The 21,520-nt window shown below is 46.5% G+C and carries 16 protein-coding genes and 1 riboswitch; of the genes, 9 read left to right on the top strand and 7 right to left on the bottom strand.

Going from position 1 to position 21,520, the window contains the following annotated elements; all coding sequences use genetic code 11:
- Positions 1 to 40: 40 nt before the first annotated feature.
- Positions 41 to 982, top strand: a complete 942-nt coding sequence (gene tsf / locus LKD36_RS00080) for a translation elongation factor Ts (protein ID WP_334301335.1) — start codon at positions 41 to 43, stop codon at positions 980 to 982.
- Between the two features lie 192 nt (positions 983 to 1,174).
- The gene (locus LKD36_RS00075) at positions 1,175 to 3,124 is read left to right on the top strand and encodes an oleate hydratase (RefSeq protein ID WP_308458197.1); all 1,950 of its coding nucleotides are present in this window, start codon (positions 1,175 to 1,177) and stop codon (positions 3,122 to 3,124) included.
- Between the two features lie 98 nt (positions 3,125 to 3,222).
- Here LKD36_RS00075 and LKD36_RS00070 read toward each other — a convergent pair whose 3' ends face one another.
- The 3 genes from LKD36_RS00070 to LKD36_RS00060 form a co-directional block, all read right to left on the bottom strand.
- Entirely contained in the window at positions 3,223 to 3,948 is a 726-nt protein-coding gene (locus LKD36_RS00070; RefSeq protein ID WP_308458196.1) for a S1 RNA-binding domain-containing protein, read from the bottom strand.
- A gap of 71 nt (positions 3,949 to 4,019) precedes the next feature.
- Positions 4,020 to 5,375, bottom strand: a complete 1,356-nt coding sequence (locus LKD36_RS00065; protein ID WP_308458195.1) for an alanine/glycine:cation symporter family protein — start codon at positions 5,373 to 5,375, stop codon at positions 4,020 to 4,022.
- A gap of 91 nt (positions 5,376 to 5,466) precedes the next feature.
- Positions 5,467 to 5,565, bottom strand: a riboswitch (glycine riboswitch).
- 98 nt (positions 5,566 to 5,663) lie between these two features.
- The gene (locus LKD36_RS00060; RefSeq protein ID WP_308458194.1) at positions 5,664 to 6,665 is read right to left on the bottom strand and encodes a ComEC/Rec2 family competence protein; all 1,002 of its coding nucleotides are present in this window, start codon (positions 6,663 to 6,665) and stop codon (positions 5,664 to 5,666) included.
- Between the two features lie 162 nt (positions 6,666 to 6,827).
- Between LKD36_RS00060 and LKD36_RS00055 the strand changes: the two genes are divergently transcribed.
- A complete protein-coding gene (locus LKD36_RS00055; RefSeq protein WP_118769190.1) occupies positions 6,828 to 7,415 on the top strand; it encodes a cytidylate kinase-like family protein in 588 nt (195 codons plus the stop codon).
- 29 nt (positions 7,416 to 7,444) lie between these two features.
- Positions 7,445 to 8,941, top strand: coding sequence for a glycerol kinase GlpK (glpK, locus tag LKD36_RS00050; protein ID WP_308458193.1), 1,497 nt, complete (start codon positions 7,445 to 7,447; stop codon positions 8,939 to 8,941).
- A 5-nt stretch (positions 8,942 to 8,946) separates the two neighbouring features.
- Here the strand turns inward: glpK and murD are convergent, their stop codons facing one another.
- Both murD and LKD36_RS00040 read right to left on the bottom strand, forming a co-directional pair.
- Positions 8,947 to 10,278: a UDP-N-acetylmuramoyl-L-alanine--D-glutamate ligase gene (gene murD, locus LKD36_RS00045; RefSeq protein WP_308458192.1), complete on the bottom strand. Its 1,332-nt coding sequence runs from the start codon at positions 10,276 to 10,278 to the stop codon at positions 8,947 to 8,949.
- 97 nt (positions 10,279 to 10,375) lie between these two features.
- A complete protein-coding gene (locus LKD36_RS00040) occupies positions 10,376 to 11,257 on the bottom strand; it encodes a hypothetical protein (RefSeq protein ID WP_308458191.1) in 882 nt (293 codons plus the stop codon).
- Positions 11,258 to 11,363: 106 nt separating this feature from the next.
- Here LKD36_RS00040 and LKD36_RS00035 point away from each other — a divergent pair, with 106 nt between their 5' ends.
- The gene (locus tag LKD36_RS00035; RefSeq protein WP_308458190.1) at positions 11,364 to 12,053 is read left to right on the top strand and encodes a hypothetical protein; all 690 of its coding nucleotides are present in this window, start codon (positions 11,364 to 11,366) and stop codon (positions 12,051 to 12,053) included.
- Positions 12,054 to 12,077: 24 nt separating this feature from the next.
- Here the strand turns inward: LKD36_RS00035 and srtB are convergent, their stop codons facing one another.
- Complete coding sequence (gene srtB, locus LKD36_RS00030) at positions 12,078 to 12,923, bottom strand: class B sortase (RefSeq protein WP_308458189.1); 846 nt, start codon at positions 12,921 to 12,923, stop codon at positions 12,078 to 12,080.
- 170 nt (positions 12,924 to 13,093) lie between these two features.
- On the opposite strand from srtB, the gene nudC reads away from it, so the two are divergent.
- The gene (nudC, locus tag LKD36_RS00025; protein WP_308458188.1) at positions 13,094 to 13,933 is read left to right on the top strand and encodes an NAD(+) diphosphatase; all 840 of its coding nucleotides are present in this window, start codon (positions 13,094 to 13,096) and stop codon (positions 13,931 to 13,933) included.
- A gap of 64 nt (positions 13,934 to 13,997) precedes the next feature.
- Here the strand turns inward: nudC and LKD36_RS00020 are convergent, their stop codons facing one another.
- Positions 13,998 to 16,589: a heavy metal translocating P-type ATPase gene (locus tag LKD36_RS00020; protein WP_308458187.1), complete on the bottom strand. Its 2,592-nt coding sequence runs from the start codon at positions 16,587 to 16,589 to the stop codon at positions 13,998 to 14,000.
- Between the two features lie 216 nt (positions 16,590 to 16,805).
- Here LKD36_RS00020 and LKD36_RS00015 point away from each other — a divergent pair, with 216 nt between their 5' ends.
- From LKD36_RS00015 to LKD36_RS00005, 3 genes are all read left to right on the top strand, one after another.
- On the top strand, positions 16,806 to 17,405 hold the full coding sequence (locus LKD36_RS00015; protein ID WP_308458186.1) for a TetR/AcrR family transcriptional regulator: 600 nt from the start codon (positions 16,806 to 16,808) through the stop codon (positions 17,403 to 17,405).
- Between the two features lie 97 nt (positions 17,406 to 17,502).
- On the top strand, positions 17,503 to 19,851 hold the full coding sequence (locus LKD36_RS00010; RefSeq protein ID WP_308458185.1) for an efflux RND transporter permease subunit: 2,349 nt from the start codon (positions 17,503 to 17,505) through the stop codon (positions 19,849 to 19,851).
- A partial coding sequence (locus LKD36_RS00005) for a GLUG motif-containing protein (protein ID WP_308458184.1) occupies positions 19,851 to 21,520 on the top strand: 1,670 nt, incomplete at its 3' end. The genes LKD36_RS00010 and LKD36_RS00005, both read left to right, overlap by 1 nt.

Genomic DNA, 21,520 nt, shown 5'->3' with positions numbered 1-21,520 from the left:
CCGGACGTGCTGTAAACACACATCCCACAGGAGGAATCAGATCATGGCTATTACAGCATCTATGGTAAAAGAGTTAAGAGAGATGACCGGTGCAGGAATGATGGATTGTAAGAAAGCACTTGCAGCTACCGAGGGTAACATGGAAGCAGCAGTGGATTTCCTGCGTGAGAAAGGTCTTGCTACCGCACAGAAGAAAGCAAGCCGTATTGCAGCAGAGGGTATCGTAGCTACCGCTCTGTCTGAGGACGGAAAGAAAGCAGTTGCTGTCGAAGTAAATGCAGAGACTGACTTCGTTGCTAAGAACGAGAAATTCCGCAACTACGTTGCAGATGTTGCTGCTCAGGCACTGAACACTACTGCAGCAGATATCGACGCATTCCTGGCAGAGCCGTGGGCACAGGATACCACCAAGACTGTAAAAGAGGCTCTTGCAGCTCAGATCGCAGTGATCGGTGAGAACATGAACATTCGTCGTTTCAAACAGGTTGAGGAGCAGAACGGATTCGTATCTTCTTACATCCATGCAGAAGGAAAGATCGGTGTTCTCGTTGACGTTGAGACCGACGTAGTAAACGATGAGATCAAAGAGATGGCTAAGAACATCGCTATGCAGATCACCGCTATGAAACCGGTATACACCAACGACAGCGAAGTTGATGAGGAGTACAAGGCTCATGAGCTTGAGATCATCAAATCTCAGATCGAGAACGATCCGAAGATGGCAGGAAAGCCGGAGAAAGTTATCAACGGCGCTATCATGGGACGTCTGAACAAACAGCTCAAAGAGATCTGCCTGCTTGATCAGGTATATGTAAAAGCAGAGGATGGAAAACAGAGCGTAGCAGCTTATGTAGCTCAGGTTGCAAAAGCTAACGGCGCTAACGTTACTGTTAAAGGATTTGTTCGTTTCGAGACCGGTGAAGGTATGGAGAAAAAGAACGAGGATTTCGCAGCAGAGGTTGCAGCTCAGCTTGGTAAATAAGTCGTTTGTAAATAACGCAGATAAAGGGACATGGAAACGATTGGTTTTCGTGTCTCTTTTTTTATAAACTTTTTACCTTTCGGAAATAATAAAAGCATTGACAAATCAGAATAATAGTTTTATTATCGAAACATATAACATGTAGTATTTGATACTATGTTAAATGGTAATGAAAAGAAAGGTGAAGAAAATATGGGAAAATCAAAGTGGAAAGTGGGAATGGCATCTGCGCTGGCTGTAGGGGCAGGAGCTGCGGCTGTCGTGGCAGGCAGAAAGAAGAAGTCTAAGACGCATAAAGAGAGCAATTATCGGAATACGGAGCGCGGAAAACAGGCGAAGAACAGCAAGGGGATCTATTATTCCAGCGGAAACTATGAGGCTTTTGCGCGGCCGGAGAAGCCAGAAGGTATTGAAGGAAAATCTGCATACCTGGTTGGAAGTGGTTTGGCTTCATTAGCAGCAGCCTGTTTTCTGGTAAGAGATGCCAGAATGCCGGGAGAGAATATTCATATTCTGGAGGCTATGGACGTTGCAGGAGGTGCATGCGATGGTATTAACGATCCCTCCAGAGGCTATGTCATGCGTGGCGGCCGCGAGATGGAGGATCATTTTGAATGTCTGTGGGACCTGTTCCGAAGTATTCCGTCTCTGGAAGTACCGGATGCATCGGTGCTGGATGAATATTATTGGCTGAACAAACATGATCCTAACTATTCTCTGTGCCGTGCAACAGTGAACCGTGGAGAGGATGCCCATACCGATGGCAAATTCCGTCTGAGTCAGAAGGGCAGCATGGAGATCATGAAACTGTTCTTTATGAAAGACGAAGATCTCTATGATAAGACGATTGAGGATGTCTTTGATGACGAAGTATTTCGTTCGGATTTCTGGCTCTATTGGCGTACGATGTTTGCATTTGAAAACTGGCACAGTGCCTTAGAGATGAAGCGATATTTCCAGAGATTTATTCACCATATCGGTGGACTGCCGGATTTTTCTGCATTGAAATTTACCAGGTATAATCAGTATGAATCTCTCATTCTTCCTATGCAGAAATATCTGGAAGGGGCAGGTGTGCAGTTCCAGTTCGGAACGGAAGTGACCAATGTCCGTTTTGAGATGGAGGGAGAGAAAAAGACAGCCAGAGCCATTGAATGCAAGGTGCATGGCGAGGTACAGGAAATCCCTTTGACAGAAGATGATTTTGTATTTATTACCAATGGAAGCTGTACAGAAGGAACGATTTACGGCGATCAGAATCATGCCCCGACAGGAGATGCGGAAGTTAGAAACAGCGGATGCTGGTCTCTCTGGAAAAATATTGCCCGTCAGGATCCGGCATTTGGACATCCGGAGAAATTCTGCTCGAATATTGAAAAGACCAACTGGGAATCCGCCACAGTGACCACTTCCAATGAGAAAATCATTTCCTATATCACAAAGATCTGCAAACGTGATCCGAGAACAGGAAAAGTCGTGACCGGTGGTATTGTCAGCTGCAGAGATTCCAGCTGGCTCTTAAGCTGGACGATCAACCGGCAGGGACAGTTCAAAGGGCAGAAGAAAGATGAGATCTGTGTATGGGTTTACAGCCTCTTTACAGACGTACCGGGTAATTATGTGAAGAAACCTATGAAAGAGTGTACGGGTAAGGAAATTACGGAAGAATGGCTCTATCATCTGGGCATCCCGGTAGAAGAAATCCCGGAACTGGCAGAACATCATGCGAACTGTACACCGACCATGATGCCTTATATTACGGCATTCTTTATGCCGAGAAGCGCCGGAGACCGGCCGGATGTCATTCCGGATGGCTGTGTCAACGCAGCGTTCTTAGGACAGTTTGCTGAAACCCCGCGAGATACCATTTTCACCACGGAATATTCTGTGCGGACAGCTATGGAGGCGGTCTATGGTCTCTGTGGTGTGGATCGTGGTGTTCCGGAGGTATGGGGTAGTGTCTATGACGTAAGGGAACTGTTGGACAGCACCGTAAAACTCATGGATGGCAAATCCCCATTGGAGATGCCGCTGCCCAAACCATTGGAAATGCTGAAAAAACCATTATTAAAGAAAGCAGATAAAACTATTATCGGGAAATTATTACGCGATCATGGTGTTCTGAAAGACGGCATGATCTAGAAATAGAATTTTAGCCGTTACGTAAAAAAGACAACCGACAACCTGTGAGCGGTTCCTCTCACAGTTTGCCGGTTGTCGGTTTTATGCCGTAGAATGGCTTACAGCTTAATATTTTTCAGAAGAGAACCAAGACTGGTAGCAATATTCTCAGACTTCGGAATCTCATAATGCTCGTTAGCTTCCTCTTCCTGGGCACTTTCCAGAAGTGCTTTCATACTGAGGGAAAGCTTACCGTCTTTGATAGCGGTAACTTTCACTTTTACTTCCTGACCTTCTTTGAGTACTTTGTCAGGGCTTACCACGCGTTTGTCAGAGATCTGGGATACGTGAACCAGACCGGAGAGACCGTTGGACAGGCGGACAAATGCGCCATAATCTTTCAAAGTCTCTACGGTGCCGTCCATGACGTCACCTACATGTACCTGCTCAAAAGCAGCTTTCTTTTTCTCGTCTTCTGCGGCTCTTGCTTCTGCTCTCAAAATCTCTCTTGCGGAGAGAACCAGACGTTTTTTCTCAGGATCTACTGTGATGACGCGAACGCGTACTTTTTTGTTCAGCCACTCGTTCAGGTCGTCTACATGCTCCAGAGAAAGACGGGATGCCGGGATAAATCCGCGGATACCCTCTACATATGCGATAACACCACCGTTTACCACACCGCCGATTTTAACAGTCAGGACGGTTTTGTCATCCATCTGCTGTTTTAACTCTGCCCATACCGGATCTGCTTCGTCGTCTGCTTCCGGAGCAGCCTCCTCAGCAGCTTTGTAGGATGCTTCCAGCTCCTCTGCAAAGTCATCCATGGTTTTCTTTTCTTCTTCCATTGTGTAAATACCTCCCGTAAAGATTTAAGTCCATATGTCCTTATTATATGGGAATTCGTCGGTAAAATCAATTATTTACTGTAGGTTTTACAGATCTTTGCAACAACTCCGCTCAAAGCAAGCAGTGCCAGTGCATTCGGGATAACCATCAGTCCGTTGAAGAAATCAGCAAGGGACCATACCAGGTCTACTTTCAGTGTAGAACCAACGATGATGAAGATGACAACAATCAGTGAATAGATTTTTGTCGCTTTTACACCGAAGAGATGCTTTACATTGATAGAACCGAAGAAATGCCAGCCCAGAATGGTGGAGAAAGCAAAAAACAGAAGGCAGACAGCAATGAAAATATCACCGAAGCTTCCGAATACGGTAGAAAATGCATACTGGGTCAGTGCGGTGCCGTTCTTTCCGCTGCTCATAGCGCCGGTGGTCAGAACAGAGAAGACGGTAAGGTTCAGAATAATAAAAGTATCAATGAAAACGCTGATCATAGCAGTCAGACCTTGCTGATGCGGATTCTCAGCGGTTGCACGTGCATGTGCATGGGGGGTGGAACCCATACCCGCTTCATTGGAGAAGAGTCCTCTTGCAACACCATAGCGGATCGCTTCTCTTACAGTGATACCTGCAGCACCACCCATGATAGCAGACGGCTGGAATGCGCCTACCAGAATCTGGCGGAATGCTTCCGGGATCATGGTGAAGTTGCATCCGATTACAATCAGGCTGCCGATGATATAGATGCAGGCCATGAAGGGTACCAGTTTTTCAACAACAGCTGCCAGACGATCGGTTCCGCCGATGAAAATGAAGGCTGCAAACACGGCAAGGATAACGCCCACAGCTACCGGCGGTACGTTAATATTTCTGGACGCGAATACTTCAGAGAAGGCAGCGCCGATGGAATTGGACTGCACCATATTTCCCATAAAGCCAAGGGCCAGGATGATAAATACAGAGAACAGGCCTCCCAGAACTTTACCAAAGGTTCCTTTAAATGCTGCGTGGATATAGTAAACCGGACCTCCGGTTACCTCTCCGTGTTTTACAACTTTATATTCCTGTGCAAGGGTAGCCTCGGCATAGATAGTAGCCATTCCGAAGAACGCGCTGAGCCACATCCAGAAGATGGCTCCGGGGCCGCCGCCGAAAAGTGCAGTTGCAGCACCGGCCAGATTACCGGTACCTACCTGAGCGGCAATTGCGGTTGCAACAGACTGGAAGGGGGTCATTTCGCCCGCTTTCTTCTCACCCTTGTGACCAAGGTTACCAAAGAGAAGCTTGAAGCCCTCTCCAAATTTTCTTACCTGAATGAACTTGAGTTTTATGGTGTAGAAGATACCCGTACCACATAATAGTACGATCAGTACCACATTCCATAAAAATCCATTTGCGTTGTCCACCAGTTGTAACAGTGATTCCATTTTTTAGTTCCTCCTACTCGTTATATGCTTGAACATAAAAATAAGAGCTGATAAACTATCAGCCCTCCAAAGAGTAGAACAATCTGCATGTAAAATATGCCCTGTCCTTTTGCCTGAGAGATTGGCGGAAGATACGTTTCCGCTGTACACCTTCGGCGCTCGTCCATCGAGACTCTCCAGAGTGCCTGTCGGGTGTCCGGCCCGACAAGACGTAGAAGACTATATCATATCTCTGGAGTAAATACAATAGTCCGCGTGGAAAAAACAGAAAAATTTTTAGTCGGCGGTTTACTTCGTCCCTCCGGAACCGGATACCCAGTCATCGGAGGGGCTGGTATTCCAGGTGAGGGTGGAACCATCGGAGGTGACGGTAATGGTACCCTGGTCGTCGGTACGGAAAAGCTGCACACCTGCCGCGCGAAGTTTGTTCAGAGTCTCTGCATGGGGATGTCCGTAGGAATTGCCGGTTTCACAGCTGATGACGGCATAGGTGGGAGAGACTGCATCAAGAAATGCATCACTGGTGGAAGTGTGGCTTCCGTGATGACCGACTTTCAGCACATCCGCAGACAGATCCATGCCGGAAGCGAGCATATCATTTTCGGCTTCTTCCTCAGCATCTCCTGTAAAGAGGAAGGTATTGCTGCCGTGGGTCAGGCGCAGGACAATAGAACAGTCATTGCTGTCTTCATAATTTCTTGCAGGAGAGAGAATCGTAAAGGAAGATTCTCCAAAGGCATAATTGTCACCCACTTCCGGGTGAATAGCTGTGTAATCCTTGGATTTCATAGCCTGAATGACATCGTCGTAAGTTCTGGTATCGGCTTTTCGTTCCGGCATGAGAATGGTATTGCAGTCAAATTTATAGATTACCACATCTGCACCACCGATATGATCAGCGTCAGGATGGGTCAGCACCAGATAGTCAAGGGAAGAAATACCAAGATATTCCAGATAGGACTGTACTTTTGTACCCTGGTCATTGTCTCCGGCGTCGATCAGCATGGCGTGTCCGCCCTGGGTCAGAAGGGTACAGTCACCCTGACCAATGTCGAGAAAATGAACGGTCAGATCTTCTGTAACGTCCGAAGGTGCGTAGGCAGTCTGTATCTCTGCACCGGAGGCAAGGTCAGAAGCGGCGGTAAGGATGGTGTTCAGTGCGGATGATATGGAATCAGCCTGCCCATTTCCATATCCGGCAATACCAAGGATCAGCACAACCAGTGCGAGGAGCACCGGGACAGTCCGTTTTCTTCGTTTTTTGCGGTAATAATGTTTCTTTCTGCTCATAAAATGTCTCCAGTCTGTCATTGTAGTTTTCGAACATACGATCTATCTTAGCACAGCCGGAGAAAAAAGAAAAGCGATAAAAAGGAGACATTATGCACAAAACTTATTTTACAAAGTTGGAAAAAATATGATATAATATACAAAAGAAATGGAGGTGTTTCTATGAGTAAACGTATTATCACAATTAGCCGTGAGTTTGGAAGCGGTGGAAGAACCATTGGTAAGATGGTGGCAGAGAAACTCGGGATCGCTTTCTATGACAAGGAACTGATTGAGAAGATCGCGGAGGAGACTGGATTTTCCCAAAAGTTTATTGAGGAATACGGCGAGCATGCACCGGGAACCAACGTATTTTCTTATTCTTTTCTTGGAAGGGATGCCAATGGAATTTCCATGCAGGATAAGATCTGGATGCAGCAGAGAAAGCTGATTCTGGATCTGGCAGAAAAAGAGCCCTGCGTGATTGTCGGACGGTGTGCAGACTATATCTTACGTAACCGGACAGACTGTCTGAATGTATTTATCCATGCATCCACGGAAAAGAAAGTAGAGCGAATCGTGAAACTCTATGGAGAGACTGCAGACAAACCGGAAAAGCGTCTGGCAGATAAGGATAAGAAGCGTCGTGTAAATTATCGGTATTATACAGACCGGGAATGGGGAGCAGCACAGAATTATCATCTCTGCCTGGACAGCGGAGAATTTGGAATTGAGGGCTGCGCAGATCTCATTGCGGATCTGGCAAAATAAAATGGACTTGAAGGAGTTTTAGAAAAACCATGGCGAAGTATATAATGGCATTGGATGCCGGTACCACCAGTAACCGCTGTATCCTTTTTGACAAACAGGGCCATATCATAAGTATGGCTCAGAAGGAATTTACCCAGTATTTCCCGAAGCCAGGCTGGGTGGAGCATGATGCCAATGAGATCTGGTCCACTCAGCTGGGAGTTGCGGTGGAAGCCATGCAGAAGGCAGGGGCTTCCGCGGCAGATATTGCGGCCATCGGAATTACCAATCAAAGAGAAACGGTGGTAGTGTGGGATAAGAAGACTGGAGAACCGGTGTATCATGCCATTGTCTGGCAGTGCCGCAGAACTTCTGCCTATTGTGATGAACTGAAAAGACAGGGGCTGGCGGGAATGATCCGGGAGAAGACAGGTCTTATGGTGGATGCTTATTTCTCGGGTACTAAATTAAAGTGGATTCTGGATCATGTAGAAGGTGCGAGAACACGGGCAGAAAGGGGAGAACTTCTCTTTGGAACCATTGAGACCTGGCTCATCTGGAAACTGACCAAAGGAGCAGTCCATGTGACGGACTATTCCAATGCATCCCGCACCATGCTTTTTGATATTCAGACATTACAGTGGGATCCGGACATTCTGGAACTTCTTCAGATTCCGGCTTCCATGCTGCCCTTGCCTGTTCCATCAAGCGGTGTCTGCGGAATGACGGATCCCAGCTATCTTGGCGGAGCGATTCCCATTGCGGGTGCGGCTGGTGACCAGCAGGCGGCACTGTTCGGACAGACATGTTTTGAGGCGGGTGAGGCAAAAAATACTTATGGAACCGGCTGTTTCCTTCTTATGAATACAGGGAAAAAGCCTGTCTTTTCGGAAAATGGACTGGTCACTACCATTGCCTGGGGACTTGATGGAAAAGTAAACTATGCACTGGAGGGCTCCATCTTCGTGGCAGGAGCCGCTATCCAGTGGTTAAGAGATGAATTGAAGATCATTGATTCTTCTGCGGATTCCGAATATATGGCACAGAAAGTCAAAGACACCAATGGATGCTACGTAGTACCGGCCTTTACCGGACTGGGAGCACCCTACTGGGATCAGTATGCCCGCGGTACCATCGTAGGACTTACCCGTGGTGTAAACAAATGTCATATCATCCGGGCAACGCTGGAATCCATTGCCTGCCAGGTGCACGATGTGTTGGAAGCCATGGAAGCAGATTCCGGCATCCAGCTGTCTGCACTGAAAGTAGACGGCGGCGCCAGTGCCAATAATTTTCTTATGCAGACTCAGGCGGATCTCATTGATGCGCCGGTCAACCGTCCATGCTGTGTAGAATCTACGGCTATGGGTGCAGCTTATCTGGCAGGACTGGCAGTCCGCTACTGGAAAGATGTGGACGAAGTTCGCAAAAACTGGGCTATTGATCAGACCTTCTACCCGCAGATGAGCATGGAAGACCGTAAGAAAAAATTGTCCGGCTGGAAGAAAGCTGTGAAATACGCCTGTGGCTGGGCGAAAGAGGAATAAATGAATTACTTTTCTAACGCCAGTTTTGTAAATACGTCTCCACGTTCTTCAAAATTCTTAAAAATACCATAGCTGGCAGCGGCCGGTGACAGGACGCACGCGTAACCTGCAGGAGTCACTTCTTTTGCAAATGCAACCGCTTCTTCCAGCGTATCCACCAGATGAAGCCGTTCCGGCTGATGAAAATCCGGGTAGGAAGCATGAATCTCTTCATAAATCCTTTTTCCGGTGGCAGCCATAAGAATAATATGGGGTACCGGGTCAATGGACAGGTAGGAGATCAGATCCTGATAATCGATGCCCCGGTCCATGCCGCCGATGAGGACGGAGCCGACGGAAGAGACGCTTTTTAATGCCTGAATGGTCGTATCACAAATAGTGGAGATAGAGTCATCATAAAAGCGGATACTGTTCTTCTCACCGACTAGGCGCAGACGGTGCGGCAACGGTTCATAGCTGATAAGCCCATTTTCAATCTGCGTATCATTGAGTCCCAGCGTGCGGCAGATAGCGTATACGAATGCAATATCAATGTGATTATGATGCCCAAGCAGCGGAATCCGATCGGAGGGAATCTGATAGCTGTGGCCGTCAAAATGAATTTTGGTGCCGCCGAGCAGGACATCTGCATCAAAATTCTGATCAGATACGGTGAAAATCCGGGAACGGCAGGTACCGTCCGCGGGAGTCACATCCATTCCACAGAACAGGAGATCCTGCGGAAGCTGATGGAGATAAATCTGTTGTTTGGCATGAATATATTTTTCCATGGTGCCATAATGATCCAGGTGTTCTTCATGAATGTTTAGCAGCACACCGATATGGGGGGATACATGGATGTATTCCAGCTGATGGCAGGACAACTCACAGACCAACTGGGTATCAGGATGGATTTCCTCCAGAATATCAAAGGCAGGAATGCCGATATTGCCGGACAGGACGGTATCGAGCCCGGATTTTTTCAAAATATGATAAAGAAGCGTCGTGGTCGTACTTTTTCCTTTGGTTCCGGTGATGCCGATGATACGGTCCCGGTAGGCTTCGAAGAAGACCTCCATCTGGGAAGTGAAGCGGCAGTTATACTGTTCCGGGTCTTTGGAAAGTACTACGCCAGGACTTTTGAAGACCAGGTCATAGTCATCGAGCGTGTCCATATAATGCTCACCGCAAAGGGCCTTTGCAGGAGCAGGAAGCTGTACCTGATTCTTGTCAGCTACAGTGACGGAGGAAAATCCGCCCACTTCCAGAACCCGGTGCAGAGTGGAATGTCCTTCCCGTCCATAGCCGAGGATCAGGACATTTTTATCTTTAATCTGTTCTTTTAAAATATTTAACATGGCAGTTTTCCTTCCTTCATGTCACGTAATTCTAGGATTATTTTATCACAGTCCCAGGCAATTGGGAAGGGCAGAGGAGAAAACTCCCCTCTGCATATCAGGTTCCGTTTCCGGGCGTATTCTGCGGTCCGCGGTTCTTGCAGCAGCATCCGCTGCCGGAACAGCCGCAGTCATTTTTCAGACGTTCTTCACAGGCCGGTTTGCCAAGTTCCAACGGCTTGATATCCAGCTCCAGCAGGTCACCGTTGACGAAATTCAGGCACAGGCTGTCATCTTCCGGCTCCAGGCTTCCTTTGGGCACATGGACTTTGCCCTGATGAGGAATGAGATACTGGGAGTAGACGACGTTGCTGACAATGAGAGTGAGCCCTACCGTGATCTGACTGTCAGGAATGCTGAGGTTTAAAACCTTTGGCTGTGCTGTGACGTTCAGCCCCTGAGTGAGGGTGCGGTTTTCAGTAGTAAATCCAAGATAAGAGATGGAAGGTACGGCTGTGACCGGCGGACCTGCGGCGATCTCGTAGGAGATGCCGTAAGGAGTGAAAAGCTCTATGGTCACGGAACTTGGATTGGTATCTTCATCATATCCGGGATCTGTTGTGGGTGGAAGATAGGTGTAAGTTCCCGTGAAGGTGCCAAGCAGCTGGTCTGAACAGCTGTAGAGTCGGATCAGCATGGTGATGGCGAGATTCTGCAGAGTGATTTCAGTGCAGTTTGGCCGTCCGTTAAGCGGACTTATTTCAGTGGTTCCGAAATCAATATCCAGTATCTGTACAAATGCTTTTTCGGCAGTCGTCAGTGTGGAAAAGGTGTTATCGTCGATCGTGAGGGTTTGACAGATATTGACGCCAAGCTCGTCATAGATGACAGGTGCATAGACAGGAAGAAGCGTGGGATCTCCGCACAGAGGAGATGTGCAGACATCGGTACAGGGTTCTTCCGGGGTGCAGTGCTGGCCTTTGGGACAACATTTTGACATGAAGTGGACTCCTTTCTTATAATAAGGTCTCTTTATAGAATATGTGATGGATTCATTTTTGATCTTTGTGGTTCATATATATAGAAAAAAGAGCGGGAACCGGAGTATGGGATATATTTTTGAACTGGAGCATCACCAGCAGATGATTCTGTATACGGAAGGAAATGAAATTGTGGGAATCAGGCTCCCGGTGAGAAGAGGCGGAGAATTTCTGCTTCGGACTGGCTGTTTGTCAAATTTGTCTGCAGTGCAGTATCGGGGAAACATCCGGTTTGTCTGGCATTCACTGGAACATCACATTATTCTGTCGGGGACGGAGAAAGTAAGTGACAGGGTAATTTTAAGTGATCCGGTAAATGCCCGGCTGTATGGAGGACTGAAGCTTTTTGCCAGAGAAGAGGAGCTGTGGATTTTCTATACCGGAAAGGAACCAGCGGACAGCCGCTTTCATGGTTATATGCAGAAGCTGGAGGCAGAGGAGGGAGAAGTGAGGGAACTTCCGGAGACGTATAGTTCCCGGCCGGTGCTACAGCCGGTACAGCTTGGTTCCAGTCAGGTACTGGTGTACGGAGCGAAGGGAGAAGAGAAGATCTACCGTTGGGAAGGAGAAAAACTGATTCTGTGGAAGGAGGAAGATTCATCTGGATATGAGGAAAAGATCCGGGAGCTGGAGGAGCAGATTATCTGTGCAAAAGAACAGTATGAACAATTAAGGCAGATTACCATGCGTTTGCAGGAAGACGGCAGACGTATGCGGGATTATATCAGGGACAGAAAAAAAGACCACCGTCCATAAAGGACAGCGGTCTTTTACATTTCTTTAATATACTTTTTTTGCGTGAACCACAAAACGTTTCTCACCTTTGTTGGTACAGGTAGAAAGTGTGATAATGGAATCATCAGTTCCAACACTGACACCGGTATCATAGAGGGAGGAGGCAGTCAGTGAATCAAGGAAGGAGGCATACGTATCATCCGCAGCATAGCCGATGGTATAGGAGATATCAGTGATATCCGCCTCATGGCAGGAGAAGATCTGATAGCAGTGAGTTCCATCTGCCAGGTCAATATAAATGGAAGGATGAGCCTCATAATAAGTCTTCTTTTCATAGTTCTTGAGACCTGCGAACATGGAACCGTCCTTCATATTATGGCCATAGATGATGGTATGAAGGTCACTGAAATTCGGAGCGTTGGATGTCTCGATAAAAATACTTCCGGATTTGTTCTCCTGGCGTTTAAAGGTATGAGTCAGATAATAAGTATTGTCACTGGTATGAACCATCGGATAGCTGATATCCGTACCCGGAATTTCGATCCAGCCGACCGCCTCGTCATTAATCTCTTCTAAGGAGGCAAAGTCGATCCGCTCCATTCTTTGTGAAGTGGATGCAGTGGCATCTCCTTCGTTTTCTGAGTCCTCTTCGGTATGATTAGCAGCAGTTGTATTTTCTGCATCTGCGGGTTCTGAAAGAACATATTGTCTCAGGTCATCGTACTCTTTCTCGCCGGAATGATATCCCATAAAGATAGAAGCGAGTTTCCACAGGCTGAAGACAAGCAGGCAGATACAGAATCCGAGGAAAAGTCCCTGAAGCAGGGACTGCATCGGGGTAATTCTGCGGCGTCCATGTCTTTTCTTTTTTCTTTTTTTCTTTTTTTCCATTACTTTTACCGTCCCATATTATGATTGATTTTTGATATACATTAACCATATTTTATCAGATTCCACGGATAAATGCCAGAGGAATAAAATATATAGCCAATCATCGGATTTTTGTTGCCTGCCCGGAAAATATGCGTATAATAATGAATAGAAAACAAAGGAGAAAAGAAATGATTCAGGATATTGCACCAAAAAAATATGTCAATCACTATGAAGAACAGAGTCCGACAGCAGAGGACTGGATGCTGGTGTACCGGGACGGCAAAGTGCTCTGTCGGTTTGACAATGAGAAAATGTATTTCCCAAAAGTAAAAGAAATTACCCAGGAAGAGCAGGATGTGACCTATCTTTTCACCATCAGTGACGAGCGTTTCTTCCTTCTGAAAAATGGACTTGACGGGGAGCTGGAAGGCTATGGCTGGGAGAAACCGGTGATTTTCAGAAATGCCAGACCTCAATATCGTGGATTTGCAGGAATTACAGGCATGCAGCTTTTTGACTGGTATCGTTCCAATAAGTTCTGTGGCCGCTGCGGTAAATCGATGGTTCCGGATCATAAAGAAAGAATGGTTCACTGTGAGTGCTGCGGTAATATGGTATATCCGAAGATATGTCCGGGGATTATCGTTGCCGTGACTAATGGGGATAAACTTCTTCTTACAAAATATGCGCCTGCACCAGGACGAAATACAAATTATGCACTGGTTGCAGGATTTACGGAGATTGGTGAGACACTGGAAGAGACCGTACAGCGGGAAGTTATGGAAGAAGTTGGTCTCAAAGTTAAAAATATCCGTTATTACAAGAGCCAGCCCTGGTCCTTCTCCTCTACTCTGCTCTGCGGATTTTTCTGTGAAGTGGATGGGGATACGGATATCACGCTGGATACAGAGGAACTTGCTGTGGGAGAATGGTTTGACCGTGACAACATTCCGGTAGAGGATGACGGTGTCAGCCTGACCAGAGAGATGATCGGAGTCTTTAAAATAGGCGGTGAGAAGAATCTTTAAAACAAGACAGCACATAAAAACGGCAGATCAGTTCGATCTGCCGTTTTTAACGCTCATTTATAGTTTATTTCTTATATAATACCCGGATGGAGTTCAGTACGCACAGCATAGCCACACCGGTGTCTGCGAACACAGCCATCCACATGGAAGCGAATCCGCACAGACCGAGAATCATGACCAGAATCTTGATAGCAAGTGCAAATACGATGTTCTGCCAGGAGATGCTGACAGCAGATTTTGCGATACGCATGGAATCCGGAATTGCAGTCATGCTGGAAGTCATGTAGACAACGTCAGCTGCTTCAATGGCTGCATCAGCGCCGCTTCCCATAGCAGCACCGACATCAGCGCCTGCCAGTACAGGAGCATCGTTGATACCATCGCCGACGAACATCACATGCTCATGCTGGGAACGAATCTTCTGAAGCTCGCTTAATTTATCCTGCGGAAGCAGTTTTGCATGTACTTCGTCGATGCCGGTTTCTTTTGCAACGGCCTCTGCACTGTTCTGAGCGTCACCGGTCAGCATAGCGGTGGTGATACCCTGTTTCTTCAGTGCTGCGATAGCGGATTTTGCATCTGCTTTGATCGTATCGGAGATGGTCAGGTATCCGGCGTAGTCACCTTCTACTGCAACCAGAACCTCGGTTCCGAATACATCATTTTCGTAAGCAGAAAGGTTGACACTGTGATGTTCCATGAGCTTTCTGTTGCCACAGAGAACCACATTTCCATCGATGATGGCCAGAATTCCCTCGCCGGCGATTTCTTTTAAAGTAGAAGGTTTGCTTAACTGCAGGCCTTTTTCTTTTGCTGCGGTTACAATGCTGACTGCAATCGGGTGAGTAGAGTTCTGTTCACAGCTTGCAGTGATCTGAAGAAGTTCATCCTCGGAAAGTTTTCCTGCGGATACGGTTTTCTGAAGAACGAAGTTTCCTTCGGTGATGGTTCCAGTCTTATCCATAACGACTGCTTTGACATCAGCAAGTGCTTCCAGAGCAACGCCGCCTTTGAACAGGATACCTTTCTTGGAACCTGCACCGATACCGGAGAAGAATGCCAGCGGTACACTTAATACCAGAGCACACGGGCAGCTCATAACCAGGAAGGACAGTGCGGTGTAAATCCAGTAATGCCAGTCACCGCCGCCAACCAGCGGAGGAAGCAGGGCAGTACCAAGTGCCAGAAATACAACAATCGGGGTGTATACTCTGGAGAATTTGGTAATAAAACGGTCTACCTTCGGCTTGCTTGCTGCTGCATTTTCTACGGAATCCAGAATTCTGGTAACCATGGACTCGCCAAGGGGTTTTGCGACACGAACGGTCAGCTGACCGGAAGTATTGACACAGCCGGAAGTGACTTCGTCGTTTGTGGCTACATGGACCGGTACCGGCTCGCCGGTGATCGGTGAAGTGTCGATACGGCTGTCACCGTCGATGACAATGCCATCCAGCGGGATACGGTCACCAGGACGAACCAGGATGATGTCGCCAGGAACAGCATCTTCTGCAGGAATCACTTTTGTTTCGCCATTTTCTACAAGGTTTACCGTCTCCGGACGAAGGTCAACGGCCTCCATGATCTGTCCGCGGCTTCTCTCAACGGCTTTTTCTTCGAAGAACTCACCGATCCGGTAGAACAGCATAACGCCGACCGCTTCCGGATAGGACTTAATTGCGAAAGCACCAAGGGTTGCAATACTCATAAGGAAGTTCTCGTCAAAGATCTGACCTTTTCCCATGTTGCGGACAGCGGTCAGAACAACTTTCCATCCAAGAACTGCGTAAGCGATGACATAGAACGGAAGCAGAACTGTCATATCCATGTTCACATGTTCCAGAACTTCCATCAGGATGAAGAGAATGGCACCGACAGCAATGCTGACAACGGTACGCTGTTCCGCGGTCATGCCGAATTTCTTCTCTTCCTCTTTTTTGACGGAAGGTTTGCGTTCCATCTCTTTAATCACTGCATCCGGCTCTACAATGGCGCAGACTTCTTTAATCTTCGGAAGAATGCGGTCCGGGTTGGCGGCGGTAATACGAAGCTGCTGCGTTGTATAGGTAAGAACTGCTTCACTTACTTCATCCAGCTCATTGATCTTACGTTCGATCTTTGCGGCACAGTTGGCACAGTCCAGATTTTCCACGATATAGACTTTGGTCTTCAATCCGTTGGAAGTTTCTTTCGGAACAACTTTTACTTCAGATTCAATGGAAGAACAGATATCCTGAATCTGCGGAAGGAGTGCATCGTAGTTCTCAGCGGTAATACGAAGCTGTTTGGTGGCGTAGGTGATGGTTGCCTCTGCAACACCCGGCAGTTCATTGATACGCTTCTCCATCTTTGCTGCACAGTTTGCGCATCCCAGGTTTTCCAGAATGTACACACGTTTTCCATGGGCATTGCCACCTTCGTGATGATGTCCGCATCCACACTCATCGCCGTGTTCGTGATGGTGATGCTCGTGCTCGTGATCATGTCCGTGGTCATGATCGCATCCGCAGCTGTCGCCATGTTCGTGATGATGATGCTCATGCTCTTCGTGGCTATGCTCCTGTACATGTTCTTCATGATCGTGATCGTGACTACATCCGCAGCCGCACTCATCGTCGTGCTGGTGTTCTAATAACATCAGGAATTCTTTTTTCATAACTTTATAACCTCCAGAAATCATGGTAGTGATTATTTGGTTCATTTAAACGTATGAACATTTGCTCATATGAAGACTATAGCATACAAGTTAAGAAAGCGCAAGAGTTTTATGATAACTTTTTCGGCTTCTTGACATCCCAATAAAGGTATATTATTGTTAGTCTTGAATGACTGGAAATCTAAGACATACGATTGCAGAACAGGAGAATGTAACATGGGAGAAACAGAAAAAACACTGAAAAAAAATACCATGACGAAAGAGTGTATTTTTACAGCGCTTCTGATCCTGATGGAAAAGAAACCTTATGAGGAAATTACCATTACAGATATTGCAAAAAAAGCGGGCGTATCCAGGATGTCCTATTATCGGTTATATAAATCGAAGGATGATATTCTTATCCAATATTTTAATGAAGTCTTTGAAGAATTGCTGGAACGGGCAAAAGCGATAGGCAGTATTACCCGATATCAGTTTGGACTGATGATTTTCCAGACAACCAAGGAAAATGATCGTCTCCTGAAGGCAGTGTTGAAAGCACAGCTTTATGAACTGCTACTTCGCCGGCTCATTAAGTTCTGCTATTATCTGGCAGAACATATTGTACAGATGGATATGAGCGACAAGCGAACAGAGTATTGGGTCTATGAGGAGGCAGGGCGGTTCAGTCTTTTGCTGGTCTGCTGGATTGAACGGGATCTGAAGGAATCGCCGGAGGAGATGGCGCATATTCTGTTTGAAAACCCATTGCGTTATACGGAATCCAGGGTACTGGAAAACGGACTGAGAACAGAAAAAACAAAATTGTCACATTAAATATGAGAATTCTTGTGATTTTCGAATTCCTATATTATGATACGATACAGCATAAAATGAAGTTACATGTGTAACATTTAAATAAGGAGGAAGAAACTTGAGAAAACTGGCAGAATTTATCGTAGACAAAAGAAAGTTTCTGCTGATCATTTTCATTGCTGCAGCGATTGGCAGTGTGATTATGTCCAGTCATATTAACGTCATTCAGGAACTGACGGATTACCTTCCGGATGATACCGAGACGAGTATTGGTCTGGATGTGATGGATGAACAGTTCACCACCTTTGGCACAGCGAAGGTGATGGTACAGAATGTTACCTATGATCAGGCAAAAGCGATTGCAGATCAGCTGAAAGACATCAAGGGTGTATCTGCTGTGGACTTTTATGAAGAAGACGAGGATGATGAGAATAACGATACCGAGGAAAAAGAGTTCACAAACAGTGAGGATATGAGAGACTCCTATCAGGATCTGGCAGCTTTATATTCTATTTCCTTTGAGACACCGGAAGATGACAGTCTGGCCCAGGCAGCGATCGCAGATGTAAGAACTGCGTTGAAAGATTATGATGCCTGGTTCTATACAACAGTCGATAAAGATGATGCAGCGGATCTGCAGGATGACATGAAAGTCATTTTGGTGATTGCGGTCATCATTATTGTAGGTGTTTTGTTGTTTACGTCCGGTACTTATATGGAGATTGCCATTTTCATGCTGGTATTTGGTATGGCAGCACTCCTGAATATGGGAACAAACTTTATTTTCTATAATATTTCTTTCGTGACGAATGCGGTGGCAACGGTGCTGCAGCTGGCTATGGCCATTGACTATGCGATTATTCTGTTTCACCGTTTTATGGAAGAAAAAGGAAAGGTAAACACCAGAGAGGCACTGGTACGTGCTCTGGAAAAAGGTATTCCGGAGATCTCTTCCAGCTCCCTGACCACCATGGCAGGTATGGTGGCCCTGATGTTTATGCAGTTTGGTATCGGTCTTGATCTGGGACGTGTCATGATTAAGGCAATTCTTTTGAGTATGCTTTCTGTATTTGGTTTCATGCCGGGTCTGATTATGCTGTGGGAGAAACAGATTGACAGAACGTTACATAAAAGCTTTGTACCAAACATTGAATTCTGGGGAAAAATCGTTCTGGCCATACGGCATGTAACGCTGCCTGTTTTTGCGGTTGTCATGGTAGTGGCATGTTTCCTTTCTGTTAACTGTAATTATGTTTATGATAATAGCTCTGTAGAATCAGCGAAGATGAACGAATACATGACGGCCAAGAGGGAAATTTCCAAAGTCTTTGACCTTGATAATACGCTGGCGGTTGTTGTTCCAAAGGGTGACTACGACAGTGAAGCACGGATTATGGAAGAAGTAGAAAGCCTTCCCATGGTGGATTCGACACTGGGACTTGCCAACGTAACGGTGGATGATGATGAACAGTATGTATTAACTGATTCTCTGACACCCCAGGAACTGGCAGATATTACGGACATGGACATTGATACGATCCGTCTGCTGTATCGTTTTTATGCATGGAAAGAGGAAAAATACGGCGCGTTCCTCAATTCCATTGATGATTTTGAAATTCCGCTGCTCTCCATGATTGATTTTATTTATGGAGAGGAAGAAAATGAGACCTTTGATTTCTCTGCGGATTTCTCCCAGGATATCCAGGATATGCATAAGACCGTATCGGATGCCAGAGAGCAGCTGGAGGGAGACGAATACTCCCGTATGCTGGTCATGACCACCGGACCCATTGAGGGAGACGAAATATTTCATACGATTGATCAGATCCGTGATATTGCATATCAGTACTATCATGAAGTCTATGTGGTAGGTGATTCTACCAGTGATTACGACTTAAGCAAATCCTTTACCCAGGATAACCTGATGGTAAGTATTATGACAGCGGTCTTTGTGGCAATCATCCTGTTATTTACCTTTACCAACTACAGTATTCCGCTGATTCTGGTAGCAACGATCCAGACCAGTATCTGGATTAACTTCTCTATACCGGCAGTGACCGGAACGGGTATGTTTTTCTTGAGCTATCTGATTGTCAGCTCCATTCAGATGGGCGCGACCATTGACTACGCGATTGTTATTACCAGTCGTTACACAGCATACCGGAAAGAAAATGTAGATAAGAGAACGGCAATTATTAAAACCTTGAATGAAAGTTTCCCGACGATTATTACGTCCGGAACAATCATGACCTCTGCCGGATTTGTGATCGGACAGATTACATCCAATCCGGTTATTGCTTCTCTTGGAACGACACTGGGAACTGGTACTCTGACTTCGATTATACTGGTTATGCTGATTCTGCCGCAGCTTCTGTATGTATTTGACGGAGTTATTAATAAGACCTATCGCAAGAGAAGAATTAATATCGGCGGTGGAGAAACACAGACGAATGGAGGGGCAGAATAATGAGAAGAAACAGAAATTTACCATGGCGTATCATCGATTCCTGCCTTATTGTATCCCTGCTGGCTGCTCAGCCGAATGTTGCCGCATATGCGGCAGAAGGATCTGATCCTGGTATCGTTTCTATTACCAGTGAAGATGATTTTGTCCTGTTGACAGAGAACTGTAAGACAGAATCCTTCTCTACCGGGAAGACGTTCCGGCTGGATGCAGATCTTGATTTGTCCAATTACGAAAATCTGTTTCTTCCGGTAATGGACGGTACTTTTGATGGAAATGGTCATCAGATTATTGGGGTGACACTGAGTGAGGAAATGTCCGACTATGGACTGTTCCGTTACATAACGGAAAACGGAGTGGTTAAGAACTTGACCGTAGAAGGAGAAATTCTTGGCGGAGACGAGCAGGAAAATATCGGAATCCTGGCAGGAAGCAATGCCGGAACTATTGAAAATTGTATCACACGCGGTACTTTGAACGCAGAGACAGCCGTTGGCGGTATTGCGGGAAAAAATGAGGAGACAGGATCTGTTTCCCGTTCTGAAAATGAGGCGGCGATTGACGGTAAAATGCAGACCGGAGGGATTGCCGGATTAAACGAAGGAAGCATCAGCGACTGTGTCAACAGCGGTAAAATTAATACCAACCAGAAAATAAAGAAACAGGCAGAGGGAGACGGAAGCAGTGTCAATATTTCCATTCCCAATGCAGTGACAGGTCTTACGGCAGATGAAAGAGCCAATGAGACCGGAGGAATTGCCGGAAATTCATCCGGAGATATCTCCTATTGTACCAATACAGCTACCATTGGATTCGAGCGTCTGGGAAGCTCTACCGGTGGTATCGTAGGAAGACAGCTTGGCAGTCTTAGTTACTGCGCTAATAAGGGTGTGGTTTATGGGCACAAAAATGTCGGCGGTATTTCCGGTGTACTGGAACCTTATGAGGAATCTTCCTATGACAGAGATTATCGCCAGGAGCTTTCTGATGAGCTGGACCGTCTGGGCGATCTCATCGATGATGTGTCCAATCAGGGTGAAAAACTGGGAGATAACCTGTCCGACAATGCAGATCTTCTGTCCGATCAGCTGAAAACCCTTCGAAATTCTCTTCGTGGTTATATGGATGATTACAGTGATATGGCAAGTGACGGAAAAGATGCCATCCACGACAATGTAAAATCCATGAAGAAGACGATCGATGGCATGCAGTATGATGTGAAGATCAAACAGCTGAATACGGCAATCGAGCAGATTTCCAATGATATTGCCCAGATGGAAAAGATCATGGAACAGTTGAAGCCCTATGTGGATCAGGGAAATGCAAAACTGGATGGGCTGTTCAAACAATATGAAGAGAAAATTCAGGGATGGATTGACTCAATTGACGATCTGAAGCAATATCAGGAGAATCTGCCTGAGGAGGCACCGGATGAGGTCACCCCGGCAGCACCGACGCCGGATGCGGGGGCAGCGGATACGCAGACCACATCTGAAGATCAGACTGGATCCGACAGCGCAGCATCTGAGGATAGCAGTACAGCATCTGAAGACAGCAATACAGCATCTGAGGATAGCAGCACGGTCACAGAAGACAGCAATACAGCATCTGGAGACAGCAGCACGGTCACAGAAGACAGCAATACAGCATCTGGAGACAGCAGCACGGTCAC

The sequence above is a fragment of the Hominiventricola filiformis genome, assembly GCF_020686965.1.
Classification (GTDB): Bacteria; Bacillota; Clostridia; order Lachnospirales; family Lachnospiraceae; genus Hominiventricola; species Hominiventricola filiformis.
This window is presented reverse-complemented; position numbering and strand designations above follow the sequence as displayed.

What these genes read in the sequence shown, in the direction of transcription:
- LKD36_RS00075 (WP_308458197.1), top strand. Translation starts at nt 1,175, where the DNA reads ATGGGAAAATCAAAGTGGAAAGTGGGAATGGCATCTGCGCTGGCTGTA.
- LKD36_RS00070 (WP_308458196.1), bottom strand. Translation starts at nt 3,948, where the DNA reads ATGGAAGAAGAAAAGAAAACCATGGATGACTTTGCAGAGGAGCTGGAA.
- LKD36_RS00065 (WP_308458195.1), bottom strand. Translation starts at nt 5,375, where the DNA reads ATGGAATCACTGTTACAACTGGTGGACAACGCAAATGGATTTTTATGG.
- LKD36_RS00060 (WP_308458194.1), bottom strand. Translation starts at nt 6,665, where the DNA reads ATGAGCAGAAAGAAACATTATTACCGCAAAAAACGAAGAAAACGGACT.
- LKD36_RS00055 (WP_118769190.1), top strand. Translation starts at nt 6,828, where the DNA reads ATGAGTAAACGTATTATCACAATTAGCCGTGAGTTTGGAAGCGGTGGA.
- glpK (WP_308458193.1), top strand. Translation starts at nt 7,445, where the DNA reads ATGGCGAAGTATATAATGGCATTGGATGCCGGTACCACCAGTAACCGC.
- murD (WP_308458192.1), bottom strand. Translation starts at nt 10,278, where the DNA reads ATGTTAAATATTTTAAAAGAACAGATTAAAGATAAAAATGTCCTGATC.
- LKD36_RS00040 (WP_308458191.1), bottom strand. Translation starts at nt 11,257, where the DNA reads ATGTCAAAATGTTGTCCCAAAGGCCAGCACTGCACCCCGGAAGAACCC.
- LKD36_RS00035 (WP_308458190.1), top strand. Translation starts at nt 11,364, where the DNA reads ATGGGATATATTTTTGAACTGGAGCATCACCAGCAGATGATTCTGTAT.
- srtB (WP_308458189.1), bottom strand. Translation starts at nt 12,923, where the DNA reads ATGGAAAAAAAGAAAAAAAGAAAAAAGAAAAGACATGGACGCCGCAGA.
- nudC (WP_308458188.1), top strand. Translation starts at nt 13,094, where the DNA reads ATGATTCAGGATATTGCACCAAAAAAATATGTCAATCACTATGAAGAA.
- LKD36_RS00020 (WP_308458187.1), bottom strand. Translation starts at nt 16,589, where the DNA reads ATGAAAAAAGAATTCCTGATGTTATTAGAACACCAGCACGACGATGAG.
- LKD36_RS00015 (WP_308458186.1), top strand. Translation starts at nt 16,806, where the DNA reads ATGGGAGAAACAGAAAAAACACTGAAAAAAAATACCATGACGAAAGAG.